Genomic DNA, 26,339 nt, shown 5'->3' with positions numbered 1-26,339 from the left:
ATTCTCAAGGCGAGCACCCGGATTCGGTTCACATAGGCGGCGCCGGTGGACCGAACATCACGGACGTCGGCCGAGCGGCCCTCACGTGTGCGCACTACCTTTCTGAGCCGGGTGATCTCGGACCGGGAGCTCTTCGATCTTGGGTCGGCTTCTTCTCAGAGCAGTGCTCACGTAAGAAGGAACCCTCACCGACTGGCGGGGCTTTCTTGCAGTGCGGCGACACTGAACTCCGGCGCTGGACGATGAAATTCCGACCGCTGCTGCTGGGGGATCGGCTTCTGGTCCGGTCACCCTGTCAGCGGTGGCGGGTCAGCTCCGTGACGGGGGTGATGGATGTCGGCAGCTACTGAACTCACGCGGCCCAGCGCCTCTCCTCCGGTTCGCGTAGGTCGGTGCCGCGCAGCGGAGACAGCCACGCGACGACCGGCGTGATCACCATACTGACGCAGCCGATCGCGATGCCGGTCCGCACGTCAAACACGGTGGTGGACAGGCCGCCGCAAATAGCGCCGACAGGGCGTAGCCCGCCGCCGACCCAGCGGTGTGCTGCCGTGATCCGGGATCGCATGCCTTCCGGGGATTCCCGCTGCCGTAGCGTTCTGGACGTCACGTTGTAGCAAACGGTCGCGAAGATGGCTGCCATCTGGGCGAGACAGGTGAGTACCTGACCGACGTGGCCTGGCGACAGAAAGAGGACCATGGACTCCGCCGGCGCGCCGACCGCCACCGCGGCGAACAGGAGCCTTCCGGTGCCCAGGCTCTTGTGCAGCCTACGCACCAGCAACGAGCCGAGGATGCCACCAACCGCGGCAATGCCCATCACGACGCCGTACGACTCCGGGGACCACAGCAGCACACGCACCAGGTACACGACGAGCACTGCCTGCACCCACGACAGGAAGAAGTTGTCGATCGCGTTGATCACCATCAGGCTACGCAAGATCACGTTGCGGCGGACGAAATGCAGCCCCTCCACAATGTCCCGCCGCAGCGTCGTCGGTTCGCCGGTCCGGCTCGGCGGCGGCTCGCTCGACCGAACCCGCAGCAGCGTGGCGGCGCTGAACAGGCTGCCCAGCGCGGCCAGCCCGACCGTGAACGGGGCTCCGAGCCTGCCGACCAGGAATCCGGCGAAAATCGGACCACTGGTAGTAGCGACGGAGTCCGCCAGTGACAGCTTGGAGTTCGCGTCGATAAGCTGCCGGTCCGCTATGAGGTACGGCGTCAGCGACAGGTGCGCGACCTGCGACACGATCCCGCAACTCGTCGCCACGAACCCGATTACACACAACGCCGCGATCGACAACAGGTCCGTCCACCACAGCACCGGCACGGCCCACAACGACATCGACTGCCCGAGATCCGCCCACATCATCGCGGCCCGCTTCGGCAACCGGTCCACCACCGCACCGACCGGCAGCGTCAACAGCATCCCGGGCAGCATCGACGCCGCGGACACTATCGATGCCGCCATGGCCGAAGCGTGCAACGAAACGACCGCAACCAGGCTCAGTGCGACCGGCAGCACAGCGGACCCGGCCATGGCGACCGCCTGCCCCGACCAGTAGGTCACGAAGTTCCGGTTCGTTAGCAGCGACGTATCACGCACCGCCATCACACCGCTTCTCAATCCAACTCGTGCAACTCAGGGTATACGGCCTATTGCAAAGAGTGCTCAGAGTGGGGCCTCCGGCAGCCCGAACCGCACACCGTTGGTCCGCGCGCGCACGGCGATGTCGCCACCCTCGTTGGACTCGTTCTCCACCAGTGGCGTCAACTCCTGGTCCATGTCGGGGTTCACGATGAACAGGAGCGACCCCCATTACCGTTTCCGCAATCCGGCAACAGGGCTGCCGGTCTTCGGAGTTGGCATGACTGCCTCCCCTTGTCGCGTGCATGGCCCGGGGGGTGGTGTCACCAGCTCCGGAGGCACTGACATTGTCGTCGACGGCACGCTGGGCCCCTGCACCCTGGCTCGCAAGGTCTGGTCGGCAATTACCGACAAGAAGCTCATCCACAACTCTTAACTGCCATGCACCTTGGCAGCCGGGAAGCAGTAACGCGTACCGCTGCCACGCCGCGTGGCACCGTCACCCCGACGACGGGCGGTGACCAGAACGAGGCGTGACGGCACAGCCGACACTCAACTCCCAGCGCTGTCACGGGCCGTGTCTGTATTACGCCTGTCACCGGCAACAGGATTGGGACATGCCGAACATCCAGTCCGGCGGCCACGGGCACGTCTCCGTCGCCGTCTACACCTGCGCCTCTGACACGGTCCTCGTACGTGAGGCGGAACAGCGCGCGCGTCAATACGCTGATGCCCGCGGGGGCGTGGTTCGATGACGACCCCGCTGTGGGCCTCGACAACCGCCCGGGCTGGTCAGGCATAACGGGAGTACTGTCCGCAGGCATCATCCGGGGTGTCGTCGTCGGAGCACGCTCCCACGTCGCCACGGACACAGCGCAGTTCACGGCCCTCAAGGTCCTGATCCGTGATCGGGGCGGCTTCCTGGCCACCATCGACACGGTCGCCGTCCACCCCGACCATCAGCACCAAGGACATGGCTTCGCGACCCGGCCTTTGCCTGTGCGGTGACGGAGCCTTTACGGCTTCGGCCACTCTCGGTCGAGCATCGCGTGGACCACGGAGTCACGCCACGCGCCAGCCTTGTAGACGTGCTCACGGATCGTGCCCTCCTCAACCATTCCCGCGGAGGCCATAGTTCGTGCCGATGCTTCGTTGTGGGGGGAGCGTGCGCCCCAGATGCGATGAAGTTCGAGATCCTCGAATCCGAGGCCGAGGAGGAGACGTACGGTCTCGAGGCCGTAGCCCGCCCCCAGATGTCGGGGCGCAGCGCGAAACCGAGGGTGGCTCCACGCTGCTGGTGCGGGTCGGTGGCGATTCGTCCGAAGCCGATCAACGTGTCCGTGACTCGTTCGACGACGGCGAGTGCGTAATCGGTGCGTGTGGTCTCGGTGGCGGAACCGATGGACCGGGCCACGATCTGTTCCACCTGGTCGCGGGTGCGCGGCTCGAACGACAGGTGCTCGGTAGCGGCAGCGTTGCCGTAGATGGCGAACACCGGTTCCGCGTCCTCGTGGGTGAGTTCGCGTAGTCCGAGACGTGAACTGGATCGGCTGACCGGGTACATGCGGCGGGCTCTACCCGCGGGGCAGAGCCCGCCTGTTGGCTGGGAATGCCTCGATCTCGGCACGCAGGTCCTGAGCCGCGATCGCAGTCCGTGCCGGGCTGCTCATCAAGGCCTGGCGGACGCGTAGGGCGGATACGACGATCCCGTTGTTGCGGTGGGACACCGGCAGGTCCAGGACACCCCACCCTGGCTCAGCCTCCACGGCAACACGTACCCGCTTTGACCCCGAGACCTATCGCGGGGGATTCGCGCCCACGGTCGTCGGAATGTTGCCGTCTCCCATTACGCGGAATCCGAGGCCGTTGTTGTCGAGCACCTCAACGCCGCTCTCACCACCCGCGATCCACATCACCTCGACTGCGAAGCGAATCTCACGATCTCCGGGTTCCAGCAAGAGGCTGACTTGTTCAGGGTCACTGTCTGAGACTTTGAGTGGAAAGTCGGCTGACTTCTTGCCGGGAGACTTCTCAGGGCGCGCCTGCGCTGGCGACTTGGTTAGGTCAACGGTGAACACACGGGGCGTCATCAATCCTCCGCAGCCTCCGGTGAGGATGAAGCCAGACTCAGGGAGGGGCTTGCTTGAAAGGGCCTTGACTCCTACGCCGGTAACGACGATGGCCTCAGAAGTTTCTGCCTGGAGTGTGAGAGTGAGTTCGGCTGGGTCACTTCCGTCCTCTGTGACGGCTACCCCGCCTTCACGCTGTTCGTTTACCGGCTCTTTCTTCACTTCCTCCCACGGCGATTCAAGGTACGCGGGGCATGAACCTACCTCCCCGCCGTGCACAGCGAGGGTGGGAGGACCCTCAAGCTTCTTAGCTATCCACCCCAGTCCGCCTTGGGCTAACCACAGAACGATCGGTATCACGAACAGGGAGACCCAGAGGATCCGGTCACGGATGGGCGACTGTCCTGGGCGAGCGCCGGAGGACTGGGGTGCGCCACCACCGAGCCCTTGGCGAGGGGGGTAAGTCGGCGGTGGGGGAACTGAGTTTGCTGGCACGCCCTGCCTCCTCGTGAGTGTCACGTCTACGTGATGGAGCTCTGAACGGGATCTAGGAGCGTACTGGCGATGACCCGCTGCCCAAGTGGAGGGGTGTAACTGCTGCATATCGAGCCTTGTTCTGCGACCTGCGCACCGACCAAGTACGCGACGCCTTCCCGATATCCGGCGCCACCATCGAGGACTACCTCGGCAAGTCCGGCACCTGCACCGGCACCCTGAACACCCCGGACACAGCCACCGCACAATGCATCACCGAAGCCGTGATCCCCGGCCGCACCGCAGTGTGGATCGAGCGGGACCGCCAGACCTGGTGGGGCGGCATCGTCTGGACCCTGACCGCTAACTCCACGAGCCGCGAAGGCGCCACGGCCGAACAGCAAGCAGCCACCTTCGACTCCTACTGCGAGCACCGACTCCTTACCGAGGACCTCCGCGCCACGGACGTGGACCAGTTCGAGGTCGCCCGCCGCCTGGTCACATTCGCGCAGTCCGCCGACGGCGCCGACATCGGCATCCGCCTCGATGAGGCGGCTCTCAAGGACCCTCGCGCACCGCGGGGCCACACCACGCACAAGGACGAGGTCCTCCGAGTCGAACACGCCCTCCTCGCCGAAGGCCTCCTCGCCGGCAAGTGGGCCGACGGGGCCTTCGGAACCAAGACCATCGCCGCCTATGCGAGATGGCAGCGCGACCTCGGGTTCAAGGGCAGCGCCGCGGATGGCATCCCGGGCTGCACATCCCTGCAAGTCCTCGGCGATCAGCACGACTTCTACGTCACAGACTGAACGGAGGCCCCATGGCCGCAGCGCACCTGACCACCACACGCTTCTGGATCGCCACAGCCGAACGAGCGGTCCGCACCTTCGCCCAGACCCTCATCGCCACACTCGGCCTGGACACGACCGACCTCGTCAACGTCCCCTGGGAACGCGGCCTCGCCCTCGCTGGCGCCGCAGCCCTGCTCTCCGCCCCGACTTCCATCGCCACCACGGGCACCGGCAGCGACGGACCGGGCCTCACCGAGACCGCGACCGCAGGCCGGAACCCGTGACGGACGAGGCCCCGCCGGTCGTCACCATCACCGTCGCCGAGATGTACGGCGAGCTCCGCGGTGTCCGCGAGAGCGTGACCCGCATCGAGGGCAAGCTCGACGGCCTCGCTGGCATCAACGAACAACTCGACGACCACGAAGAACGCCTCCGCCGCCTCGAATCGAACCGGTGGCCCTGGCCGACGATCGCGGCGCTGGCTGCTGTGGCCGCCGTCGTTGTAGCGCTTTGGCAGAACGCTGCCCCGTAAACGAACAGTGCCCCGCCCACGGCCTCGTGCCGTGGGCGGGGCACTCTTGTCGCTGCTCGCCCTTCAGCGTCCAGCCGAGGGCGCCCGTGCCGCGAGAACCGGAATGGACGCGATCTTCTCCGCGTCCAGGTGTTCCCACACGAGCCCCGCCGGCCGATGCGGCGAGCTGCAGGAGATAACCTCGTCCGGGGTGACGATCAGGTCCACGCCGAAGTCATGTTCGGTCGCGGGCAGTTCTTCGTCCACGACCTGGAGAGCATGGACCGTGGAGACCACGACCGTCTGTGGACTGATCAGTCCGGCCTCCATGAGGAAGGCGAACTCCAGGTCGGAGTACCCGGCGCCCTTCCCGATACGAACGCCGGCCCGGTTCACTGCAACGCTTCCGACCACCACCATGTCCACGGGCCGCAGGGCATCGACGTCCACCTTCGGGGCGACGATCGCCGCGATCTTGCTCGACGCGGCCTCCGTCGGCGGGACGGTGAGCGCCGCCGGGTCCAGCAGGTAGAACGGGCATGGGTCAGCGAGTTTGGGCACGGCCATGAACACCGTCTTCCCCCCGCTCAGAGCACGCGCGCGCACCGGAAGCTGTGCCTTGTCGGGCACTGCCTTGATGAACTGGGCGTCATGCCAGGCGGAAAGGTCGGCCAGCCGGGTAGCTGCCTCGTCCGAGCCCTTGAAGTTCGGGATGCGGCCGTGAACTGAGGCGTCGTGGACGGCGTCGGCGCTGTCGAGTAGGTCCCAGACCCGCTCGCGAACGCGCTGCTTCTCTTGATCAATCAGTGTGCGCACCTTGGTCCCCTTCACGCCGCTTCCATCAGGGCCATCAGTCGGTCCTGCGCCTCCTGCACCGCCGGCTCGTTGCGCCAGGTTCGAAGCTCGCGGGCGGCGCGGAAGACGATGTTCATCCCACCACCTCCGCGGGTTCCGTGCAGTTCGTTCACGGCGTCGTTGAACGCGGCGAGGGCTGCGTCGAGCTCTCCCTGGCGAATCCAGGCCAGAGCGAGGTTGCCGACGACGATCGCGCGGGACTTCCGGCGGTCCTGGAGCTCCGTAGCGGTCTCGTCGAGGAGCTGTTGCGCCCTGCCGTACTTGCCGAGCGTCAGGTAGCACGAGCCGGCGAGTCGTCCGAAGTGTGTGGGGGACAGCAGGTCATGAGCCGCGTCCGTACTGCTCGCCTGTTCCAGGTGCTTTTCGGCACCGGCGAGGGCCCGCTCGCACTCGCGGCCTTCACCGAGATAGGCGCGCGCCTCGGCCGCGTGCAGCATGGCAAGTCCGGTGACCACGTGGCTCGTGAGCCGTGTCGTGTGGGCGGCTTGCAGGGCGAGGTCGAGGCCCTCGCGGTAGTCGTTGGCGCCGTAGAGGGCGACGTAACAGGTGCGTAAGAGTGCGTGCCCTTCCGCAGTCCGGTCCCGCAGGTGTCGGGCCACGTCCACGCTCTGTGCGTAGTACGTCCGGGCTGTGCTGTGGTCCCGTCGTTGTGAGGCGTCCCAGACGAGTTGGCCCATGAACGTGGCGGCGTCGGCCTGGAGCACCCGCATCTCGCGCTGGACCCGGCCCGCCGGCGCTTCGCCCGCGAGGAACTCGACCTGATTCACGTGTCGGCCGGCGTGAGCGAGCAAGGTAGCGGAAGGCATGCGGTCGTAGCGATCGGCCAAGTCCTGCATCCTGCCCCGTAGTTCAGCGACGGTGACCAGATCCACGCGCGAAGGGTGCCGCATGGCGTACTGGGTCCGCTCGGAGGCTGGCTTTGCGTCTTCAGTCGACACGGCGAGCAGCTGGCTCAACTCCTCGGCGGAGACCTGAAGGATGGCGGCAAGGCGAGGTCGGACGTACGGCTGGGGGGCCACGCGGCCCGATTCCCAACGGGAGACGGTGGAGCGCTCCACGCTCAGCGTCTCGGCCAGGCCCTCCTGCGTGTATCCCACCGCACGGCGGCGGCGGGCGAAGGCGTGCCGCTTCAGTGCCATGGTTTCGGTCTCCCCGCGTGATCGACGCTGATTTCAGAGTGGAAGCACCCCAGGTCATGCCCGCGTGTGCGGCAGGGATGCCTCACCCATGCGGCAATTCTGCTCTGGTTCGCGCCTGCGAGGAGCGGTTCCGTGGACTTCCACAGCACCAAGTTGCTCCTCACCGAGACGGAGATCGTCATGGCTTCGGCTGCACACGCGCCACGGCAACCCCTGCCGCGGCAACAGGCGTTCGATGATGACCCCGTCGCGGTGCCAGCAGCACGGAAGTTCACCACGGACACGCTCTCCGAATGGAGCATCGCCGACCGAATCGACGACGTAGAACTCTGCGTATCGGAGTTGGCCACGAACGCCCTGGTGCATTCAGGGGCCGACGGATTCCTCGTAGGACTCGCGGTTGCCGACGATCGGCTGCGGCTTGAAGTGCGTGACGTCGGATCGGGTCTCCCCGAACAGCAGAGCCCCGGAGCGGACCGCGCCACCGGCCGAGGGCTCTTCCTCGTCGCCGAGTGCGCGGACGGCTGGGGCGTGGAGCGCGACGGCCAACGCAAGGTGGTCTGGGCGGAGTTCAAGCTCGGATCAGCCTGCCTGGCCGAGGTGAAGCCCTGGTGAACCGGATGCCGTGCGGTGCTGTGCCCCGAGTTCGGCCCAGTCGAGTGCAGGACAGCGGCCCGCAGATGACCGTCGCAGACCGCCCTCGCGGCGCGCCGGCGACGGCAGCCCATCACACCCACCAGAGAAGGGAACAGCAGATGACCGAGCAGCCCACGAACGAGACGGCCACCCAGCCGCAGGAGGACTACGCGGTGCCTCAACTCATCGAGCTGGACGCGGTGTCGAAGGTGACGCTCGGCAAGTACGCCGAGGACAGCTCCGATCAGGGCCGCTACTTCGAGTAGGCGGACCGATCACCGCGGGTGGGGCCGCTCCGGCGCCCCACCCGTCTGGTCGGACCAGGAGAAGGGGATGGCATGTATCACCTGAGCAGTCCGGAACCGCCCAGCCGCTGGCCCGAAGCCGCGGGTTCACTCGTAGATGGCCGGCGCCGAGTCGTCTTCGACGGCGCGACCCGCCTGTTCGTGCTTGGCAACTGCTACGCCGACGACCGGCAGTTGCGGGACGGCCTGGAACACGTACGGTCCGGCAGCTGGGCCAGGCTGACTGAATGGCCCGGCAGCTACTGGGTGGTGGCAGACACCGGCGACACCATGGCAGTGATCACGGACGTGGCCGGCACCCGCCCGGTGTACTTCGCCGAAACACCGGCTGGAACCCAGTGGTCGACCTCGGCCCGCGCCCTCGCTTCACGTCTCGACGCCGCACTGGACTACGAGGCCCTCACGGCACGACTCGTGTGCCCCACCGTTCCCGAAGTCGCCGGTGACAGTACGGCCTTCGAAGGCGTTCGGCGCCTGCCGGGTAGCCATGTACTGCTCGTGCAGCGCGACGGCCGGCACCGAATCCAGAAGTACGAGGAGCCGCGCACCGTCCCGTTCGAGACCGCGGCGGCCGAACTGCGCGAGGCGCTTCTCACGGCGGTCGCCAGCCGCACACAAGCGGCAGGGAAGATCACGGCCGATTTCTCCGGCGGGCTGGACTCCACCTCACTGGCGCTTCTGGCCACCGGCACCGCAGGCGCCGATGTGTTCGCCGTCACCCACGCCGATACGACGAGCCGCAACGAGGACGTCGAATACGCGCTGTGCGCAGCAGCAGACCAACCCGGCCTGCGCCACGAGTTGGTATCGGACGCCGACGGCCTGTTCTTCTCGGAGTTGCTGGGCGCCCCGGCCACCGACCAGCCGTTCCCGGACGCGGCCCGCTGGCGGATGAGGGCGGCCTACCAGCGCCCTTGCACTGATCGAGGCAGCGACCTGCACCTGACCGGCTCCGGCGCCGACACCCTGCTCAGCGCATCCCCCTTCTACCTCGCTGATCTCGCCCGAGAACGCAAGGTGTGGGACCTCATGCACCACTGCCTGGCCCGTGCCCGCCTCCGGCACCTGCCGACGTACGCCGTCGTCGCCGGCGCCGTCCAACTCTCGCGGACCACCCATGCAGATGCGCTGCAGCACCTCGCCGACGACCTCGCCGCCCGGCCCGGCCGCAGACGGCCAGAGTCACAGGCTCGCCTCCACTGGGTCCGCGCCTCGGGAGCCTCAGCCTGGCTCACCCTGGACGCGAGGCGGCGCCTGTCGCTCCGGGCGGCGTCGGCGGCCGAGGGGTGCAGCATCCCCAGCAGCGAGACGAGCCGTCACCGCGCCTGGGCCGAACTGCACGAGTTCGGCACATACGAAGCGGAGCTGCGCAACCAGTCCCACGGAGCCGGCCTGCCGCATCACGCCCCGTTCCTCGACAACGCCGTCGTACGCGCGGCCATGGCCATCCCCGTACGCGAGCGCGCTTCAACCACCGTCCAGAAACCGCTCCTTGGCGCCGCCCTCAAAGGCCTGGTCCCCGACTGGCTGCTCGCCCGCCGCACCAAAGGCGCGTACGACGGAAACGCCTACACCGGGCTGCGCAGGAACGTCGACCTCCTGCGCCACCTCCTCGCCGAGAGCCAACTCGCGGCGGAAGGATGGATCGACGGCGGCGCGGCCGGCGTCGAACTCGAACGCCTCGCGGCCGGCGTACCCGGCAACCTCGCAGCGCTGGAAGCCCTCATCACCACGGAGCTCTGGCTCCAGCGGGAGCGCACCTCGACGGTGGCGATGCAGGATGCCTGACTTCCGACCTGCTGCCACGGTACGCGCCACGATCACCGATCGCGCAGGCATGCTCCTCGACCTCCGAGGCAAGGGACGCTGGTACGCGCTCACGCTCTCCGGCGCGCTCTGGTGGCGCCACCTGGAGGAAGGCGCCACCGTCGACCAGGCCGCCGACCGCGTAGCCGAGAGCTTCGGCGCGGACCCGCAACAGGTGCGTGCCGACATGCATGCCCTCTCCCAACAGCTAGTCGACTGCCGCATGTTGTGCGCACCGACTCGAAGGCGGTGGCATCGTTGAGCATCCCCATGGCCGTACCCACACGCACCGAACGACCGCCCTTGCCGGACCGCATCGGCGCCATCGCTGCACTCGCCGTGGCCAGCGCGCTCGTCCAGGCGGCGCCGCTCCGGTGCACGCTCGCCGTCGCTCGCCTCGCGAAGCGATGCGCCCGCCGGCCCGCTACTGCGGCGGAGGGGGCGAGGGCGGTCGCCGCCCGCGACTGGGTCAGCCGGTTCTTCCCCGGTCGGGCCGCCTGTCTGGAGATCTCCCTGGCGGCGTTCCTCGCCCTGGCGCTGCGCGGCCGTTCCGTGGACTGGTGCATAGGCTGCCGCTTCGACCCCTGCGAGTCCCACGCCTGGATCGAAGCGGAAACCGGCCTCGTCGGAGAGCCCGAAACCCCCGACCGCCCCTTCCACGTCACCCTTCGCATCTGAAGACCGAGGACCGACCGATGACCGAAGCAACACCCCAGCAGGACGCTGTCACGAACGCGTACAGGGCTGTTCCTGCCGAGCCCTTCCACGGCGCCGACGGCCAGGCCGTACGCCCGTGCACCCCGGCAGCCGTCACGCACCGACACCTTCGCATGCTGGACCTCCGCCCTGGCGCGAACGTCTTGGAGATCGGCACCGGGTCCGGCTACTCGGCCGCCCTCATCGACCACATCGTCGGACCACAGGGGCAGGTCACGACCGTGGACATCGACCCCAAGCTCACCGAGCGGGCCGAGGAGCTATACGCCGAGCACGGTTACCGGGTCAGGGCAGTCACTGCGGACGGCCTCCGCGGCTACCCGTCTCAGGCCCCGTACGACCGCATCCTCGTCGGGACCACCCCGCCGGCCATCCCGGATGCGTGGCTCCAACAACTCAAGTCCGGCGGGTCGTTGATCAGCGGAGCACGCATCGCCGACCTGCCCGGCGCCTACGCCATCGCGCATGTCACGGTGGACGAACACCACCTGCCGCAGCAGGTCGTTGTCCACCACGGCGGATACACGCCGATGGTCGCCCCGCGGCCCACCACGTCGGTCTCCCGAGCAGTCGACCCGGGACGGCACGAGTTCGAGCTCACCCTCCTCGGAGCAGACCAGACGCGCACCGCGGCCGCGCTCCTTACCTCACTCCGAGACCGACCGCACACCATCCAGGGGCTCGTGTCCAGCGACGACTACTTCCACTTCAAGAACTGGCTCATCGCGGCCGGCCCGCGGGGCCTCCTCGAAGCGGTCCACGACGAGGGCGTCGGCATCGGAGTCGGTATGCGGACCGCGGACGGCTCGGCTCACGCAGCCATCGCCACCGACGAACTCGTCATCGCGGACGCCCCCGACTCACCTGCCCTCGAACGCCTCCGCTCCCTCACCGGCCAGTGGCTGGACGAGGGAGCCCTCCGCACACACGAACTCGGAGCCAAGCTCAGCTGCGATGAAGCCACTTGGCACGCCAGCGTGACCCGTCGCTGACGGAGCTCCAGGGCTGGGCTGTTGTGAACGGGCCTCAGTCGCCGTTGAAGACGAGGTAGCGGTGTGGCTGCCGCTCGACCTGTGCGGTCAGAGCAAGGATTCCGCGCACTGCCTCGGCTTCGTCGGCGGCTGAGTCGTTCGCCAAGGCGCGGAGTTCCGGGATGAGTGCCCTGAGCTGCGAGCAGTTGAACACGGTGTCGTCATAGGGATCGATGAGCCCGAGGAGCGGCAGCTTCTCGTTCGCTGCCCGGCTGCACACAGCAGCGACGGCAGGGTGCGTGCAGGTGGTTTCAGTGGTGCCAGTGAATGTCCGGACCTGGACGCTGATTGCCATACGGGCCCGCTAGCGGTTGGCGCCGGCGCTTGGGACGCCCGGTCGGGCGCCCCGCACGAGCACCGTTTCACCGCGTTTCCCGGGGAGGTTCGGGGGAGTCCGGGGAGCGCTGGGGGAGTGCGAGCCGGGAAAACGCCGCCACACGTGCAACGCCCTGAAACGGCGTTTCCCCAGCTCGGAACGGCCTGCCCGGCATCACCCCAGCTAGCCGCTCCCCAGCTGACTAAACCCGGGCGATTGGCCTTCGCTTGTGGCGTTCTGATGGTGCGTCGTACGGTCGCCTCCGGCTGAGTGGTAAAGCCGTCGCCCCATACGGTGTGGGAGGAGAGTGAAGAGGAGAACTCGCCTTGGCCGTTGAGGTACCCGCGGAGATAGAGCAACGTTGCATAGAACTGGGCGACGGAGTCAGGTATGCCCTGAGGGTTTTGTGTCGGCAACTCGACGACGATCCGTTGATGGGCAGCCCGGCGGGAGATCCTTCGCTGTACGTGACGGAGATCGACGGCGAAGTGTTCGAGGACTGCCCGGCACTGATCGTCACCTACGCATACGGGCCACCTGCACTGAGCGAGGGACAGCTTCGGATCACGGCAGTACAGACCTCGCAGACGCCAATTGAGCACACCCTACAGCTGCCCGACCCCGGACCTGATCCCCGTGCGCAAGCGCTCCAGGCGGGCCGAGTGGTCGAGGCATGGCAGCGGTTCACGTCCGCCTTGCGTGAGAGGGCGCCCGCGTCCTACGCGCTCCTGAGATCCGGCACATCGGAATCTGTGATCCAGTCCCTGGAAGCCACCCTCGGCGTCCGGATTCCTGCAGATCTGAAGGCGTTGTGGCGACTGAACGCGGGCGTGCAGGAGCACCCGATGGCGTCGTTCCTCCCGGAGCGATGGGCCTTGATGGAACTCGACACCGTGATCAAAGCTCATCAGGTGCACATGGGCTTCCAGCGGGAGTGGAGCGACGACTTGCCACCCCAGTGGCGCCCCTCCTGGATCCCTTTCGCCTCGTGGTCAGTTACGGACACCAGCCACGGACTCTACCTGGACGGCGACAGTGGGGAGGTGTGCAGGTGGACCCGGTTCGGTGACCGCGACCCCGAGCAGCCTTCCCTGACCGTCTATCTGGAGGACACGGCCGACGCGCTCGACACACCAGCACTCGCCACCCATCCCAAGCCCGGCCTGATCAACGGATTCCTGCAGTGGGGCCCTAGGGACGACCCTGAAGAACGGGCGTTGTGGGCGCCGTTGACCTGACTGCGAGGACCGGCCACGAGTGATGCGCGAGGCCGGCCCTCGTGTGACATTCAGTAATTACCCGATCTTGCGCTACTCGCAGGTGGCTGCGGTTGCCGCATCACAGTGCTCGAATCCAGGGTTGCTGACGTAGAAGGCGTCGTTGTCCACCAGCCGCCATACGGCGGGCTGGAACTTGTGGAAGGCCCCCTGATTCTGTGTTGCCGGGATCGAGGCCCTTCCGCCCTTCTCCGTCCAGCGGGGGCCATTCGTCGCTACACGTGTATCAGCGAAGATTCCGAAGGCGCCGCCGCTGCTCAACTTGTCCGCGTGTATTCCGTACGCGGACGGCCCTTGCTGCTGCGCCTGCCGCATCAACCGCGCTGCCACCGCGCCGTCCTGGCACCGACACCAGAGGATCCACGATCGACTCAGCCCGCTCTCCCCGGTCGCCGTCTCGAGTGAAGCGTGACAGCAAGCGGAAGGGATCTTGATGCGTTCTGTCGACGGTCCAGGAATCCTGCGCCGGCGACCCAGCGTCGCCGGCGCAGGATAGCCAGAGCCTGTCGTGCCAGCGAGGATGGCGAGGGCGAAGGCTGCGAGCATGGGACTGCCAGGCGAACCGACATCCCAAGCGGGCTGGAATCTGGACAACAGGGCCAGCCCAGCGCGCCGACGAAGGCAAACAGAGCACCAAACGCCAGCCCCTTTGCAATATTGGCAACTTTTGACTGTCACTCCGGCAGCTGAACTCCCGTGGGCGCCAACGGACTTCGGAGCAGGAGCGGAGGGATGGGCGCTCGCGCTGGGCTTTGCGGTGTATCTCAACATGAGTGTGCAGGTCGATCACACCAACGACGCTCCCCGTCGCCAACGTGATCACCCCATCGATCCTTCAGGCCGTTGATTGAAGGAGTGGCGGCATAAGCGGACTGCGTTGCCGGGAGTGGGAGACCGTCGCCACAAGCATGCTCAGATTTTCAGTCCGTGGGTGCGGAGGTAGGGCAGGGGGCTGATGTCGGATCCGTATCCGGGTTTGCTGCGGATCTCGAAGTGCAGGTGCGGGCCGGATACGTTGCCGGTTGCGCCGGACCGTCCGATGCGCGTGCCGCCCTTCACGGTGTCGCCGCGGGTGACGTGGAGGTCGGACAGGTGGGCGTACTGGCTGTACATCCCGTCGGGGTGGCGGATGACGATCTGTGTGCCGTACGAGCCGCCTCGGCCGGCGGTGACGACGGTGCCGGGGCCGACGGCCTTGACGGGGGTGCCGACGGCGGCGGTGAAGTCGACGCCGGTGTGGTAGCCGCTGGACCACATGGCGCCGCTTTGGTGGTAGGGCGTCCCGGTCCGGGCGTTGACCGGCAGCGTCCACCGGCCCGCCCCTGATCCGGGTCCTGAGCCGGTGCCCTTTCCGGCCTGCTTGGGGGTCATCTTGTCGTAGGCGCGGATGAGGGTGAGGACCTTGTCGGCGTACCAGCCGGCGTTGTTGTAGCGGAGGATCGCTTTGCGTAGCTGGCCGGTGTCCGTGAGGTTTGTCTTGCCGGTTCCGCACAGGTAGGAGGCGGTGGCGAGGGTGGCGTCGAAGACGTTGTGCGGGTCCTTGGTGGCGTCGTTGTTGCCGTCCTGTCCGCTGGGTCCGTTCCAGGTGGAGGGCAGGAACTGCATCGGGCCGACGGCCCGGTCGTACTCGGTGTCGCCGTCGAGGGCGCCGTTGTCGGTGTCGTGGAAGGGTTCGGTGTTGCCGCCGACGCCGGATCCGTCGAGGCGGGGTCCGATGATGCGGGGTGTGATGTCGCCTTCACGGTTCACGCGTCGGCCGCCGATGTGGTTCGACTCCACGGCGCCGATGCCGGCCAGGACGGACCAGCGCATCCCGCGGCACTGGGGGCGGATCGTGCCGATGCCGGCGGCGCCTTTGCTGTAGGCGGAGAGCACCACTTTCCGGATCCCTGAGACCTTGCCGGGGGCGTTGTCGGAGACACCGCTGCCGGCGGCGGCGTTGAGGGCTTCGCTCATCTGGTAGTTCCGGCGGCGTTGTTCCTCCTCGTCGGAGCTGGCCATGGCGCACAGCGACACGATCAGCAGCCCCACAGTGGCGAGGCCGGCGATGGCGGCCGCACCGAGGCCTCCTGCTATCCACTTCATGCTCATCGCCGGCCTCTTCCTCCGCTGCGCCGGCGCCGCGCGGCCGGGGGAGTGGGCGTGCGGGGCAGCGGGCGCGCGGCGGGTGTACTCGGGGCGGGGGCAGGGGTGTTGCGCATGCGGGCGCGGTGCGCGCGCAGTTGCAGCCGTGCTTGGCCGGCGGAGGCGGGTGCCTGCGGTACGGGTGCGGGCACCGGACGTGCGGGACGGCGGGCGGGCGATACGGGTGCCGGGCCGGTGGTGGCCGGCGGGCGCACGGTGCGCGGCGTGGCTGGCGTGCGCGGGCTGGCCGGCGGCCGCGGGCGCGGCCGGTGGAGGGTGACGGGTGCCTGACCGCGGCGCAGCCGGGCGCGGTTGACGGCCGGGAGGACTCCGGCGTTCGTGCCCCATTCCTGCGCGTAGGCGGCCACCCGCGAGTGCGGGAGATCGGAGATGCGCTCGCGGGCGGACGTGGCTGCCGCGTGTGTCCGCCCGGGAACCGCGCGGGTGGCGGTGGTCGCGCGGCGGGCTGCGCGCGGCCAGGACACCGGTGCGCCTGCGGTGTACTTGACGCCGAACTTGCCGACCTTCCCGACGGCTTTCGCCGTTGCGACGCTGGACTTCGCGGCGGCTTTGCCGCCGAGCCGGATGCCGCGGGCAGCGAGCCGGGCACCCGCCGTGCCGCGCAGGGAGGCGGACCCGCCCATCGCGAGGGCGGAGCCGCCTCCGGTGGCGGCCATCGCGCCCATCAGTAGACCGGTGCCGACGATCGCGCCGAGCTTGGAGCGGCGCGGGCCGGAGGAGTCGAGCTGGGCGGGAGCGCGGCCGCCGAAGCGGGAGCTGCCCATGCGGGTGCGGGCTTCGGCCGCCCAGGCCCGGCCCCGGGCGGCGAGCTTCTTGCGGAAGATGAACGCGGCGATGCACATCAGGTCGACGACGACGAACCGGATCGTCAGGCCGCCGGGGATGTCGCCTGGCTTCGCTCCGAGTACGGAGGTGACGACCATGATGAACACCGCCAGCCCTACCGCCACGGCGACCAGCGAGGCGAGGAGGCGCAGCACGTTCACGGCGCGTTCCCACAGCCAGGCCCGGCCCGGTCCGGGCATGATGCCGGCGGTGACGGCGACTCTGGCGAACATGGCATCGAGCGCGATGAGGGCCTGACTGATGAGGAACTTGGCGCTGAGGTAGACGATCAGGCACACCACGAGGAACGCGGCGAAGGTGACGAAGGCGGCGCCGCCGACCTTGTCCCAGCTGGTCTTCTTCGCGGTGCCGGCGTCGCCGTCGACGCAGTCCTTTTCGAACTGCTCGCTGGGGCTGACGTCATCGCCGAACTGGTCCTTGAACCAGTCGACGACCTTGCCGGTGATGAAGTTGTCGACGGTCTGGGCCCACTTGGGCTTCTCGGTGACGGTGCCCTGGTTGACGGCGTCCTGGATGCCCTTCTTCTTCTTGTCGAACTCCTCGTCGTAGAGGGCCTGCTCGACGCGGGACTGGCGGAACTGCTGGGCGCACCTGCCGTTGAACGCCTGGTCGTAGGAGAGCTGCATGGCCGGCTGCACGATGAACGCGTTGACCAGGGCGTCGGTCATCGGCCGGGTCAGCTGCTTCGCGGCGTCCTTCGTGAACTGGCCGTCGCCGGGCAGCTGTTCTTCACGGTCCAAGACGAGGGCGGCCACGGTCAGGCCCAGGGCCCGGACTTCGCCGACGGCGCCGTCGTCGTGGGCGAGGAGCATCTGCGGAGGGGCGGCGAACGTCGTCACGGCGAGCGCCGAGATCAGCGTGGAGGCGGCGATCTCGCCCCAGCCGCGGGCGCGGCTGCCGAAGAACAACTGGAAGCAGACGACGGTGCCGGAGACCGCGATCAGCAGGGCCGGGAGTCCGAGCTGCACCACCGCCTGGCTGTAGAGGGATTCGGACACCGTGAGGGCGGGTTTGAGGAGGATCGCGGCCAGCGACCACGACAGGGCCCAGGCGATCAGCCAGCAGGCGAACGCGATCATCCATTTCGTGAAGGCGAACATGCCCTCGATGAGGATCCCCTGGAACTTCATCTCGGGATCGGTGATGCCGCCCGAGTCGACCGTCACCTGGTAGGCGTCCGCGGGCACGTCGTCTTCGTCGGTGACCGTGAACGGCCCGAGGACGCCGCCGCCGTTGTGCCGCTCCTTGTACTCCTTGACCTTCTTGTCCCACGCGGCGCGCTTGTCGGCCTTCTCTTTGGCGGCTTTCTGCTTCTGCTCCTTCGCCACCTGCTTCGGCGGCTTGGTGGCGTCCTTCGGGTTCGGCGTGGCATCGGGCGTCGGCTCGTCATCCGCCTCTGCGTCCCCGCCACCCGCATCACCGTCGTCCCCGCTGCCGGCATCAGGCTTGGGGCCGGGGGTCTCTTCCGGGGCGGTGCCCGCGGTCGGGCTGGGGACCGGGTCCGGCGCGGCCTGCGCGGCCATCGGCACGACCATCACGCACACCGCGGCCAGTAGCGCGAGGAGGCCCAGGCGCAGCAGTCGTCCGGAGTTCTCGGCCCGGCCCAGGCCCCCCAGCCCCTTCATGCCGCCTCGTCCTGGACGCCGTCGTCGGGGTCGGAGTGGATGACCTTGGCGAGTTCGGGGTCCGGCGGCTGCACGATCTTGATCTGGGTGATGCGGCCGAACAGATCCCTTGCGAGGCATTCGCCGGCCCGTGCGGCCTGCTCGGCGTCGTCGGCGTGGACGGGGGACAGGCGCTTGGTGACCAAGTCGACCAGGTCGTCGTCGGCCGGATCGAGGCCGAGGAAGGACAGGCCGCGGCGGGCGAGAATGCCGTTGGTCTGGCGGAACAGGTGCCGGCGGGGGATCAGTCCGCGCAGGATGCGTCCCTCTTCGGTGTCGTCGCCGATGTCGTCGGCGTCGTGGGAGCCGAGGAACAGTCCGGCGTTGTTCTTGCGGCCGTCGCGCAGCAATTCCAGGGTGAGGTCTTTGCCCTCCGGGCTGCGGGTGAGCCACCAGCATTCGTCCAGCACCACCAGGGAGAACTCGCTGGTGTCCTCGAACGCGACGTGCTGGCAGATCGCTGCGATCAGATACAGCGTCGCGCGACCGAACAGCTTCTCCGCGGACAGCTTGGTGAACAGCTCGCTGTTCTTCAGCTCCGACTCGGATGGAAGCTTCAGGTTCGCCACGGAGAACACCACTGCGTCCGCGTCGGTGTTCAGTGCCGGCAACGACGGCTCGAAGATCATCCGGCCCAGGTCGCTGCGCGCGTACTTGCGGAGCTTGCGGGCCAGCACGCGAGCGTCGTCGTCGCACTCGGCGTTGCCGTCCAGCACCGCGATCAAACGGGCCATGGACGGATCCGGTGCGGCCAACACGTGCTCGACGGCTTCCGACAGCGCATCGGCGATGTCGTCGGCAGGCCGGATACCCAGCAACAACGTCAAAAACGATTCGGTGCGCCGCTGCACCGCGCCCCAGTCCAGGCCCAGGCCATCGCGCCGCGGGCGAGTCAGGATCCGCAGCGGGTCCAAGGACACCTGCGCGTCGGTGTCGACCGTGACGGTCTGCACGGTGCCGGGGCACGCTTTCGCGAACTCGACCCACTCGCCGTGCCGGGTCCGGTCCACGGCCACCAGGCGGGCGCGCGAGCGCGGCCGCCGCCGTCGATGCCCGGTCAGGAGGGTCTGGAACCCGGCCGTCTTCATCGCGAACGACTTGCCGCCGCCCTTCTCGCCGATGAACGCCGCCGACGCCGACGTCTTCTTCCGCGGCCCCCGGGCGAAATCGACCAGGGCCGGCCGTACCCCGCCGCCCGTCATCTGCAGCGCGTACAGCGGACCGCGCTCGTCACCCCACGCCGATCCGGTGAACGGGCCGGCCATTGCGAAGTCCTGGGCGAGAAAGAATTGCCTGTAGGCGAGCATCGCCGGCGGGATCCGCGCACCGGGCAGCATCCCGTGCCACAGCCGCTCCTGCTCACCGACGGGACGGGCGAGCGCGTACTCGTTGTCGTCGAACCAGCCCTCGACCTCACCGGCGCGGGACTCCACCTCGCCCGGGGTCGCACCCCACACGCACAACGCGACCATGGCCCGCACCTCGACCTCGCTGGATCCGGCGGTCAGCCGGTCGCGGTACTCCGCCAGATCACTGGGTGCCTTCTCGACTTGGGCCGGGGCCCCGGCCGCGTCCTGCCCGTACTCCTCGGCCTGCCCGGCCACATCCCGCGACTTGCGGCGCGCCTTGCGTTCGGCCTGCTTGCCCGGGGTCACCTGCAGCCGCATCACCCAGTCGACGGGGAACGCGAAATCGTCGAGACGCTCCAGATACTCACTGCCCGGGAACACGAACCGCTCCGGCATCTCGGAGAGCATCAACGTCGACTGGTAGGACGTGCCCCACGGTGTGGACACCTGCAGCCACCGGCGCCGAAACGATGCCGGTACATCCGCCTCCTCGGCCTCCGCTCCGTCCTGTGCCTGGTTGGTCTCCACACCGCCCTGGACCAGGACCGCTTGCTCGAGTGCGGCCACCCCGCGGCCGCGGCCACGGACCGCGCGGGGACCGTCCGCCTGCGGCAGCAGCGGCTCGAGGACTCCGCGCCGCGCCGCGTGCCCGTAGATCCACAGGATCTCGGCCTCGCTCGCCGCCCTCACCCGCACCGACGCCGGCCACCCGGCGCTGAGCTCCTCGGCCTGCTTGAGGCGACGTTCCTCCTCGCGGACACGGACCGGTGCCGGCATCAGCCCCAGTTGCAGCGCCATCTCCGAGCGGGCCGCCGCCGTCATCTCCTTCGCCGCGCGGCGCCAGTTCGTCGTAGGCAGCGGCACCGCAAGCCAGTCGGTGCGGGCCGTCAGCTCCAGCAACTCCAGCTCTTCCAGCACCCGGTGAGCCAGCGCCTCGTAGCGCGGGGAAGCGTCCAGGTCAACGTCCTCGGTCATCTGCCGCACCACCGCATAGGGGTCAACCTGCGGGCACAAGCTCAGCCACATCGACTCCCCGTGGAGGCGCTTGACCAGGCTCTCCATCGCCCGCATCCGGTCCAGACGCGCCTTCGCCGACGCATGGGCCTGCCCCTCGCTCTCCACTCGCCAGATCGCCCAGACCGTGCCCTGCCGCGTCCACACGACATTGCCCGCCAGATGGCGCACCGGAATCTGCATGCTCAACTCACCCCTGAAAACACGAAGATCAACTCTGGTTGTTGCGAGCCGAGCCCACATCGCGGGCGAGACTCGCCCACACCGGTGCCACAGCCCTGCGCCCGCTCGCAGCAGCTGCGGCAGGGACCGAGGCAGAGGCAGAGGCGGCCACACGCGCCGGCTCAGGCGGCCGGCCGGGCCGTGTGGCCGCGAGCTGACGTACAGCCGCCGGCCGCGCCCCGCCCACCGGGCGGGCAGGAGCCGGCTGCCACGTCAGAGTGCAGGCCCCGGTCAGCAACACCGGACGACGCCGATGGGTCAACTGCCGCCCCGCGACACGGCCCTGCGAGGGCGCGAACACCAGCGACACGACGCTGGCCACGACCGCCAGCGGATTGCGGCTCCCCGTCGGCAGGTACCGCACGAAGAACGACACCACATACGGCACCACCACCAGCGGCACCACGTTGAAGACGCCGTAGTGCGCCCACAGCGGATGCAGCAGCAGCATGACCGCCAGGACGACCACCATCGTGATCAGCTGCGGCACCGAGTACGGACCACCCCACAACGGGGTGCCGCCCCATTCCCCGATGACCACCGGCAAGCGCTTCGCCCGCGTGTAACAGCGGCCGACCAACGGCCCGGCACCAGGGGACTGTTCGCCCTCACTCATGCCGGACCCCCGCCGCTACGGGCGTCGGCCACGACAACGACGCGTACCGGCGCGGCATTGTTCTGATCGATCTGTTCCTCGGTCTGTTTCGACAGCAGCGTCTGGCTCGCGATGATGCCGAGCACGATCGCCCCGGCGACCGCCGCGACACCGGTCTTCAGCGGCGAACGAGTCGTGAAATACGTCGCCGCGACCGACGCCAGATACGCCACCACCATCACCACAGCCGTCAAGAAGGTGATGAGGTCCTTGCCCAGGGCGGTCCACTCGTCGAGGATCGGGGCCGCAAGCACCACGTCCATCACTTCACCCCTTCGTTTCCGCTTGTATTGAGCGACGGGGGAGCACCGAGGGCAGAGATCTCCCAGCGCCCGTCCCGGGCCCGCAGCTCCACCGCGTACGTCAGGGGCCGCTGCACACCGGCCCCGGCCGCCGCGTCCAGATGCACCAGCAACTGCCGGCGCTCACCGTCCGTAGGCGCGTCACGCTCGCCGAGCGGATCACTGCCGCCGACCTCCGCGACGCGCCGCACCTTCACCTCGGTGTACGGAGCGGGGGAGACCGGAGCGACCTTCACCCCGGGCGACAGATACGGCGCCACATCACCCCGTCCGGACAGATACGCCGCGAACACCGCCTGCAGCGTCTGCACCAACTCACTGGACCCCACGGCCTCGACCGCACCCCCGTAACCCAACTCCGCCTCCGCACCCGACGCCGGGGCGGCGACCTCAGCGGGCAGCGCTGCCGCCACCGGCGAACCATCCCGTGCCTCGCGCACAGGAACCTGGAAGTACCGCAGCCCCGGCTGGTCCTCACTCCCGGTTCCGGCGTCGGCCTTCGTCGTCTTCTCGGGCGCCGTGCGGATCGCGACGGTCACCGACCAGTACGCGTGCGAGATGTCTTTCACCCGCACTGCGGCAGCCTGTTCCAGCTGCAGATCCTCGGCGTCCGACGGGAAGGCGACATCTCGCACGGCAGGGAAGTACGCCGCGAGCGCCGCCTCCTGGCCCTGCCCGGTCTGCAGGAACGCCGTCACATACATCTCTGCGAATCCGGCCGGCCCCGCCGTCTGGAGTACCGCCGGCTTGTCCGCCGCCACCCGCGGTACAGCAGTCGAAGCAGCCGGGCGCAGCAGTGCGAGCACGCCGGCAACCGATCCGACGACCAGCATCGTCCAGGCGCCCCATCGCATCCCGGTCGTGACGAGCGCGGCAGCGCCGGTCGACGTCGTCACCCAGCCACCGGTCTCCCACCCATCCTCGAACCCCTGCTCCTCGAGCTCCGGATCGCTCTGCCGCGCGCGCCGGCGCCCACCGAGCCAGCCCTTCATGACAGGGCCTCCCGCAGCAGCCTGGCCCGCCGGTCACGCACACCACGAGGAAGGTCGCTCCACCGCACGAACGCTGCATGCGCCGCGGCCGCGTCCTCCTCGAGGTAGGTCTGCATCGCCTGCCGCGTCGTCTCGGCGAACGGCGCCATCTCCAACGCCACCACCAACGTGCGCAGCCGACGCCGCGCCCGCACCAACACCACCTCGTCGGCACCCAGTCCCACACTGGCCGGCGATCCTGCCGTATCCGTCATCGTGGCCGCTCCCTCCACGCCCGCGAGCGACGGACCGTCCGCCGCACACCCACCGCAAGGAGCGCCACAGCGGCAAACGTGACCGACGACTTCAAAAGAACTCCGGATGCTCATGCCGCAGCCGCCCACTGGTCGGCGACGACGCGCAGCTGCCGCACCGTCCGCGACCGCCGCTGCCGCCAGGCCACCGCCGACACTCCGCGCCGCTCGGCAGCCTCACGACCGCCGTCACGAATGTCCTGCGCGATCATCTGCGCCCGCGACGTCGCCACCGCCCCACTCGCGACGGCGACGACGAGCAACTCGATCAACTCGCCCCGCGCGCCCGCGAGCTCCTCCGCCTCCACCCCGGGCAGCCCGACCGCTGCGGCCCGCTGCGCGAGGACACTGCGCCATGCAGCCTCCTCCGGCCCATCGGCCGTCGGTGGCACCTCCACGCACCGAGCACGGCCCCTGTGGACCGGCTGCCCCAGCAGTGGATCCCAACCGAGCGGCTCCGGCTCGAAATCGGCGTTCAACTCCCGGCTCGCGTGATTCAACGTCTCCAACAGCAGATTCGCTGCGACCTTCCGCCGACGCCGCAGCGGGTACTGGCGCACCACCTGATACAGAGCCGACACCACCACCGACGCGACGTCGTCGAAGTCCCGCTCCGCACGCAGCAGCCGGCGCGTCATCCGCACCGCACCGTGCAGCATCGCCTGCACCACCACCCGCGCCGCCAACTGCGCCTCACGGCCCTCACCGACGGCCACGGCCAACAGCGCGCCCAACCATCGGTCACTGTGCTCCCGGCCGTCGCGGCTGGCCGCACGGTCGTGCTGCTCCAGGTGACCGAGCAGCACGTGCAGCGACTCCCGCGCGGCGGCCGGAACGGTCACGCCCGCTGCTTCGAGCCAACCGGCCACGAGCCGGGCATGATCCGGCTCGGCGCACACCAACGCCCACTCGGCATTCAGATTCACGAAGACGCGGTTGGTCTCGGTCACGACACGGTCCTTTCAAGCGGCGACGTGTCGTGACTCTCCTCAGCACCCCTGACCCAACAGCACACCCGAGCATCCGAATGAGCTGGTCAGAAGGTTGCCTAATTGCTGACCCAACCCTTCAGGCGCTGACCCTGACCAATGAGAGGACGGAAAGCGGCCGAGGTCGAGGGGCGTGCCCAACAACCAGCGGACAACGACCGACGCTGCAGCACCCATCGGTGGCCGATGTCCGACCGCGACCCATCGGCGATCGGCCATGACCGACCGCGAACCTACGTGCACTGACCCGCACGCTGGCCATCGCGAGAGCCCGCAAGCTGCCGCACAAACCCGAACCTCGCGGCCGCCGGCCGCAAAAGCAGGCAAGGCACTGGACGCCTCCACCTGACGCCCAGACCCGCGCACCCAGCCAGGCACACACCAGAAGGAACAGAAGGACGACCAGCACCCGCACCCACATCGGCTGACCGCGTCCTGCCCGTTGATGCATGGCGAGCGCAACCGGCACTCCACACTCAGTCGAGCCGACAGATGAAGGCGAGGCGCACGCAGGAACTGGCGTCTATCCGGCCGCACTGGACCCGGCGGTCCGGGACGCTCGGATGCCTGCTCTGCCCGACCTGCCCGCCTTGTGATGCGCGGTGGTCGTCCGGTGAGGGCCGTGGTGGTGCCCGCTGCGTTGTTCTGCCCGGCTGGCATACAGCGGAAGAGGAGACCGAGGGGGTTGCTTAATACGTTGTTGAGTAGATGGCTCAAAACGTTGCCCTACGGGGTGCGCCTTACGTTACCCAGCAGGTTGCCCAGCTCGATCGCGAGGACTGAAGAACGCCCTGGTCAGCAGGTGAAGGTCAGCGCTGCGCCGTGCCGACACCTCTCCTGTACAGCAGAAGAGAGCTTCTTCTCCTCCCTGTCGAGGGACGGTGAGTTGGCATCGTCGGCCTACCGCGCGGATCATCCAGACTCTGCGGCCCAACGGGAAGATGCCGAAAGCTGAAAATGGCTCTGCGGGCCCCGGGTCGTGCCCGGCAAGCCCGCAAGCCATAAACGTGATCGTTGCTGTCGCCGGTCGTCGCCCAGGATCGGATCCGCTCCATGCAGATGCTGCCACCGAGGAAACCCGCGCCCGTGCTGAGTCCTGACCAGGTCCTGTATATAGACCTCACGAGCCTGCGCATCGCGTGAGCTTCGCTCAGCGTACAGCCCGGGCACGTGGCCTCAGCTCTCCGGCCGTGCGCGAGTAGGTGTGACGGGCACGAGGCACAGCCGTTTCATGAGGATCTCCTCCGACCACCCGTGTCGGACGAGATGGGCCACCACGTGAACGAACCACCGTGCCTGCGGGTGATCGTCACGGAACCAGGTGGTCGTGTTGGTCAGCAGCGCGACCAGCCGCTCCAAGAGCTCGTCGTCGCTCGCGCGCGCCGGCCTGGACTCTTCGTCGTCCGTAGACCGTTCCCATTTGAACTCCTGGTCATCTGCGGGTTGTTCCTGCTCCGGTGTGCCCGCGATGGATGCCCGGTCGGCGGCTCCGGCCGTGTGGTCTCCGCCGGCTGCGAGGAAGTAGATGTCCGGTCCGCGTTGTCCCTTCTTTTGTTCCGCATGGATGACGGTGCGGCCGGCGGCCTTGAACCTGACGAACCCCTGTGCTCGGAGGCTGTGCTGGCTTCGGGTGGAGGGCCCGCCCCGGAGGTGATTCCGCACAGTCGACTCGTTCAGGTGGAGTCGGTCGGCCAGGTCGTGGATGCCGATCTGTACGTTCCAGCCTCCGTCGGCGAGCTCGACCAACTCCTGCAGGATGCGGTGGCATCTGCGGCAGGTGACCGGAAGGCTGGCCAGCCATGCGCGCGACGACGGGTGCGGTCCGGACGGGGCGGGTGGGGGCGCGAGCGGCACTCCTGTCAGTCCGGCGCCCGCGGCGAGGACGTCGGCGTGTACGAGGGACGGCCGGTGATTCTGCAGCGTGCGGCGGCTGAGCCCGGACTGCTCGACAAGCATCGCGTTCGTCGCGGCGATGCCGGGCAACCTGTCGGCCAGGCCCTCGTAGGCGGCGACCAGGGAGTGACAGATGGGGCAGCTCACCGGGTCGTGAAGGCCCGTCGCACCACTGGGCGAGGCGGGCCGTCTCATGACCGAACGCGCGGCCGGCGGCGCGCGCCATCCATCGGCGTCAGCGAGGCAGGGGCAATGCCGCTAGTTTCCAGCCGCGCGCGGTGCACGTCGTTGCAATTGCCGAAGCAGCGCTCTCCCCGCATCGCCTGACAGGTCCGGCAGTGTCCCTGGCGGCGCAGATCTGCTGACTTCCGCAGCACGCGGAAAACCGTCATCGAAGTGTCATACGTGCCACGCTGTTTCGTCACGCGATGCCCAACGAACTCGCCGAGTTCCGGAAACG

General features: G+C 68.4%; 27 protein-coding genes and 1 pseudogene. 11 read left to right on the top strand and 17 right to left on the bottom strand.

From position 1 onward, the window contains the following. Window positions 1-352: 352 nt before the first annotated feature. Together DSC45_RS34840 and DSC45_RS36870 are read right to left on the bottom strand one after the other, a co-directional pair. On the bottom strand, window positions 353-1,612 hold the full coding sequence (locus DSC45_RS34840) for an MFS transporter (RefSeq protein WP_162929440.1): 1,260 nt from the start codon (window positions 1,610-1,612) through the stop codon (window positions 353-355). 60 nt (window positions 1,613-1,672) lie between these two features. Further along, on the bottom strand, window positions 1,673-1,798 hold the full coding sequence (locus DSC45_RS36870) for a hypothetical protein (RefSeq protein WP_276145490.1): 126 nt from the start codon (window positions 1,796-1,798) through the stop codon (window positions 1,673-1,675). Window positions 1,799-2,284: 486 nt separating this feature from the next. On the opposite strand from DSC45_RS36870, the gene DSC45_RS34835 reads away from it, so the two are divergent. Next, a complete protein-coding gene (locus DSC45_RS34835) occupies window positions 2,285-2,596 on the top strand; it encodes a hypothetical protein (protein ID WP_162929439.1) in 312 nt (103 codons plus the stop codon). An 8-nt stretch (window positions 2,597-2,604) separates the two neighbouring features. Here DSC45_RS34835 and DSC45_RS34830 read toward each other — a convergent pair. Together DSC45_RS34830 and DSC45_RS35990 are read right to left on the bottom strand one after the other, a co-directional pair. Then, window positions 2,605-3,152 (bottom strand): annotated as a pseudogene (locus tag DSC45_RS34830) (GNAT family protein). Between the two features lie 232 nt (window positions 3,153-3,384). Further along, window positions 3,385-4,017: a hypothetical protein gene (locus tag DSC45_RS35990; protein ID WP_162929438.1), complete on the bottom strand. Its 633-nt coding sequence runs from the start codon at window positions 4,015-4,017 to the stop codon at window positions 3,385-3,387. Between the two features lie 251 nt (window positions 4,018-4,268). Between DSC45_RS35990 and DSC45_RS34820 the strand changes: the two genes are divergently transcribed. The 3 genes from DSC45_RS34820 to DSC45_RS34810 are packed head-to-tail and all read left to right on the top strand — an operon-like array spanning window position 4,269 to window position 5,454. Further along, window positions 4,269-4,940 (top strand): peptidoglycan-binding protein, encoded by a 672-nt coding sequence (locus DSC45_RS34820; RefSeq protein WP_119296054.1) that lies wholly within the window; start codon window positions 4,269-4,271, stop codon window positions 4,938-4,940. A gap of 11 nt (window positions 4,941-4,951) precedes the next feature. Beyond that, window positions 4,952-5,206, top strand: a complete 255-nt coding sequence (locus DSC45_RS34815; RefSeq protein ID WP_119296053.1) for a holin — start codon at window positions 4,952-4,954, stop codon at window positions 5,204-5,206. Further along, a complete protein-coding gene (locus tag DSC45_RS34810; protein ID WP_240435022.1) occupies window positions 5,203-5,454 on the top strand; it encodes a hypothetical protein in 252 nt (83 codons plus the stop codon). The genes DSC45_RS34815 and DSC45_RS34810 overlap by 4 nt, the downstream gene beginning before the upstream one ends. Before the next feature lie 63 nt (window positions 5,455-5,517). On the opposite strand, the gene DSC45_RS34805 is transcribed toward DSC45_RS34810, so the two are convergent. Together DSC45_RS34805 and DSC45_RS34800 are read right to left on the bottom strand one after the other, a co-directional pair. Next, window positions 5,518-6,264, bottom strand: coding sequence for a 5-formyltetrahydrofolate cyclo-ligase (locus DSC45_RS34805; protein WP_240435021.1), 747 nt, complete (start codon window positions 6,262-6,264; stop codon window positions 5,518-5,520). Further along, entirely contained in the window at window positions 6,261-7,427 is a 1,167-nt protein-coding gene (locus tag DSC45_RS34800) for a helix-turn-helix domain-containing protein (RefSeq protein WP_119296052.1), read from the bottom strand. The genes DSC45_RS34805 and DSC45_RS34800 overlap by 4 nt, the downstream gene beginning before the upstream one ends. A gap of 132 nt (window positions 7,428-7,559) precedes the next feature. On the opposite strand from DSC45_RS34800, the gene DSC45_RS34795 reads away from it, so the two are divergent. The 6 genes from DSC45_RS34795 to DSC45_RS34770 all read left to right on the top strand — a co-directional run bounded on the left by DSC45_RS34795 (window position 7,560) and on the right by DSC45_RS34770 (window position 11,883). Further along, window positions 7,560-8,042 carry an ATP-binding protein gene (locus DSC45_RS34795; protein WP_240435020.1) on the top strand — a complete coding sequence of 161 codons (483 nt, stop codon included), beginning with the start codon at window positions 7,560-7,562 and terminating at the stop codon, window positions 8,040-8,042. Between the two features lie 140 nt (window positions 8,043-8,182). Next, on the top strand, window positions 8,183-8,329 hold the full coding sequence (locus tag DSC45_RS34790; RefSeq protein ID WP_119296051.1) for a putative RiPP precursor: 147 nt from the start codon (window positions 8,183-8,185) through the stop codon (window positions 8,327-8,329). 72 nt (window positions 8,330-8,401) lie between these two features. Further along, window positions 8,402-10,156 carry an albusnodin/ikarugamycin family macrolactam cyclase gene (locus tag DSC45_RS34785; protein WP_119296050.1) on the top strand — a complete coding sequence of 585 codons (1,755 nt, stop codon included), beginning with the start codon at window positions 8,402-8,404 and terminating at the stop codon, window positions 10,154-10,156. After that, window positions 10,149-10,436, top strand: coding sequence for a PqqD family protein (locus tag DSC45_RS34780; RefSeq protein ID WP_119296049.1), 288 nt, complete (start codon window positions 10,149-10,151; stop codon window positions 10,434-10,436). The genes DSC45_RS34785 and DSC45_RS34780 overlap by 8 nt, the downstream gene beginning before the upstream one ends. An 8-nt stretch (window positions 10,437-10,444) precedes the next feature. Beyond that, on the top strand, window positions 10,445-10,852 hold the full coding sequence (locus DSC45_RS34775) for a lasso peptide biosynthesis B2 protein (RefSeq protein WP_119296048.1): 408 nt from the start codon (window positions 10,445-10,447) through the stop codon (window positions 10,850-10,852). Window positions 10,853-10,869: 17 nt separating this feature from the next. Beyond that, on the top strand, window positions 10,870-11,883 hold the full coding sequence (locus tag DSC45_RS34770; RefSeq protein WP_119296047.1) for a protein-L-isoaspartate O-methyltransferase family protein: 1,014 nt from the start codon (window positions 10,870-10,872) through the stop codon (window positions 11,881-11,883). Between the two features lie 34 nt (window positions 11,884-11,917). Here DSC45_RS34770 and DSC45_RS34765 read toward each other — a convergent pair whose 3' ends face one another. Further along, on the bottom strand, window positions 11,918-12,142 hold the full coding sequence (locus DSC45_RS34765; protein WP_119296046.1) for a hypothetical protein: 225 nt from the start codon (window positions 12,140-12,142) through the stop codon (window positions 11,918-11,920). A 422-nt stretch (window positions 12,143-12,564) separates the two neighbouring features. Here DSC45_RS34765 and DSC45_RS34760 point away from each other — a divergent pair, with 422 nt between their 5' ends. Next, on the top strand, window positions 12,565-13,476 hold the full coding sequence (locus DSC45_RS34760; RefSeq protein ID WP_119296045.1) for an SMI1/KNR4 family protein: 912 nt from the start codon (window positions 12,565-12,567) through the stop codon (window positions 13,474-13,476). Window positions 13,477-14,427: 951 nt separating this feature from the next. Here the strand turns inward: DSC45_RS34760 and DSC45_RS36865 are convergent. The 10 genes from DSC45_RS36865 to DSC45_RS36180 all read right to left on the bottom strand — a co-directional run. Next, window positions 14,428-15,606, bottom strand: coding sequence for a peptidoglycan DD-metalloendopeptidase family protein (locus tag DSC45_RS36865; protein ID WP_162929437.1), 1,179 nt, complete (start codon window positions 15,604-15,606; stop codon window positions 14,428-14,430). Continuing rightward, a complete protein-coding gene (locus DSC45_RS34750) occupies window positions 15,603-18,131 on the bottom strand; it encodes a hypothetical protein (protein WP_119296044.1) in 2,529 nt (842 codons plus the stop codon). The genes DSC45_RS36865 and DSC45_RS34750 overlap by 4 nt, the downstream gene beginning before the upstream one ends. Continuing rightward, the gene (locus DSC45_RS34745; protein WP_119296043.1) at window positions 18,128-20,716 is read right to left on the bottom strand and encodes an ATP-binding protein; all 2,589 of its coding nucleotides are present in this window, start codon (window positions 20,714-20,716) and stop codon (window positions 18,128-18,130) included. Before DSC45_RS34745 ends, DSC45_RS34750 begins: the two co-directional genes overlap by 4 nt. A 28-nt stretch (window positions 20,717-20,744) precedes the next feature. Further along, a complete protein-coding gene (locus DSC45_RS35985) occupies window positions 20,745-21,371 on the bottom strand; it encodes a hypothetical protein (RefSeq protein WP_162929436.1) in 627 nt (208 codons plus the stop codon). Then, a complete protein-coding gene (locus DSC45_RS34735) occupies window positions 21,368-21,673 on the bottom strand; it encodes a hypothetical protein (RefSeq protein WP_119296041.1) in 306 nt (101 codons plus the stop codon). The genes DSC45_RS35985 and DSC45_RS34735 overlap by 4 nt, the downstream gene beginning before the upstream one ends. Continuing rightward, window positions 21,673-22,704 (bottom strand): conjugal transfer protein, encoded by a 1,032-nt coding sequence (locus DSC45_RS34730; RefSeq protein ID WP_119296040.1) that lies wholly within the window; start codon window positions 22,702-22,704, stop codon window positions 21,673-21,675. The genes DSC45_RS34735 and DSC45_RS34730 overlap by 1 nt, the downstream gene beginning before the upstream one ends. Beyond that, entirely contained in the window at window positions 22,701-22,958 is a 258-nt protein-coding gene (locus DSC45_RS34725) for a hypothetical protein (RefSeq protein ID WP_162929435.1), read from the bottom strand. Before DSC45_RS34725 ends, DSC45_RS34730 begins: the two co-directional genes overlap by 4 nt. Window positions 22,959-23,068: 110 nt before the next feature. Next, entirely contained in the window at window positions 23,069-23,947 is an 879-nt protein-coding gene (locus DSC45_RS34720) for a hypothetical protein (protein ID WP_119296038.1), read from the bottom strand. Window positions 23,948-25,162: 1,215 nt separating this feature from the next. Then, window positions 25,163-26,074: a helix-turn-helix domain-containing protein gene (locus DSC45_RS34715; RefSeq protein ID WP_162929434.1), complete on the bottom strand. Its 912-nt coding sequence runs from the start codon at window positions 26,072-26,074 to the stop codon at window positions 25,163-25,165. Next, window positions 26,071-26,339, bottom strand: a 269-nt coding sequence (locus tag DSC45_RS36180; RefSeq protein WP_205571499.1) for a hypothetical protein, incomplete at its 5' end; no start/stop codon positions are given. The genes DSC45_RS34715 and DSC45_RS36180, both read right to left, overlap by 4 nt.

This window comes from Streptomyces sp. YIM 130001, from assembly GCF_003574445.1.
GTDB lineage: Bacteria > Actinomycetota > Actinomycetes > Streptomycetales > Streptomycetaceae > Streptomyces.
The sequence above is the reverse complement of the archived record's forward strand: the minus strand, read 5'-3'. Positions and strand labels throughout refer to the sequence as shown.

What these genes read in the sequence shown, in the direction of transcription:
- DSC45_RS34840 (WP_162929440.1), bottom strand. Translation starts at nt 1,612, where the DNA reads ATGGCGGTGCGTGATACGTCGCTGCTAACGAACCGGAACTTCGTGACC.
- DSC45_RS34815 (WP_119296053.1), top strand. Translation starts at nt 4,952, where the DNA reads ATGGCCGCAGCGCACCTGACCACCACACGCTTCTGGATCGCCACAGCC.
- DSC45_RS34800 (WP_119296052.1), bottom strand. Translation starts at nt 7,427, where the DNA reads ATGGCACTGAAGCGGCACGCCTTCGCCCGCCGCCGCCGTGCGGTGGGA.
- DSC45_RS34790 (WP_119296051.1), top strand. Translation starts at nt 8,183, where the DNA reads ATGACCGAGCAGCCCACGAACGAGACGGCCACCCAGCCGCAGGAGGAC.
- DSC45_RS34785 (WP_119296050.1), top strand. Translation starts at nt 8,402, where the DNA reads ATGTATCACCTGAGCAGTCCGGAACCGCCCAGCCGCTGGCCCGAAGCC.
- DSC45_RS34780 (WP_119296049.1), top strand. Translation starts at nt 10,149, where the DNA reads ATGCCTGACTTCCGACCTGCTGCCACGGTACGCGCCACGATCACCGAT.
- DSC45_RS34775 (WP_119296048.1), top strand. Translation starts at nt 10,445, where the DNA reads ATGGCCGTACCCACACGCACCGAACGACCGCCCTTGCCGGACCGCATC.
- DSC45_RS34770 (WP_119296047.1), top strand. Translation starts at nt 10,870, where the DNA reads ATGACCGAAGCAACACCCCAGCAGGACGCTGTCACGAACGCGTACAGG.
- DSC45_RS36865 (WP_162929437.1), bottom strand. Translation starts at nt 15,606, where the DNA reads ATGAGCATGAAGTGGATAGCAGGAGGCCTCGGTGCGGCCGCCATCGCC.
- DSC45_RS34750 (WP_119296044.1), bottom strand. Translation starts at nt 18,131, where the DNA reads ATGAAGGGGCTGGGGGGCCTGGGCCGGGCCGAGAACTCCGGACGACTG.
- DSC45_RS34745 (WP_119296043.1), bottom strand. Translation starts at nt 20,716, where the DNA reads ATGCAGATTCCGGTGCGCCATCTGGCGGGCAATGTCGTGTGGACGCGG.
- DSC45_RS35985 (WP_162929436.1), bottom strand. Translation starts at nt 21,371, where the DNA reads ATGAGTGAGGGCGAACAGTCCCCTGGTGCCGGGCCGTTGGTCGGCCGC.
- DSC45_RS34735 (WP_119296041.1), bottom strand. Translation starts at nt 21,673, where the DNA reads ATGGACGTGGTGCTTGCGGCCCCGATCCTCGACGAGTGGACCGCCCTG.
- DSC45_RS34730 (WP_119296040.1), bottom strand. Translation starts at nt 22,704, where the DNA reads ATGAAGGGCTGGCTCGGTGGGCGCCGGCGCGCGCGGCAGAGCGATCCG.
- DSC45_RS34725 (WP_162929435.1), bottom strand. Translation starts at nt 22,958, where the DNA reads ATGACGGATACGGCAGGATCGCCGGCCAGTGTGGGACTGGGTGCCGAC.
- DSC45_RS34715 (WP_162929434.1), bottom strand. Translation starts at nt 26,074, where the DNA reads ATGAGACGGCCCGCCTCGCCCAGTGGTGCGACGGGCCTTCACGACCCG.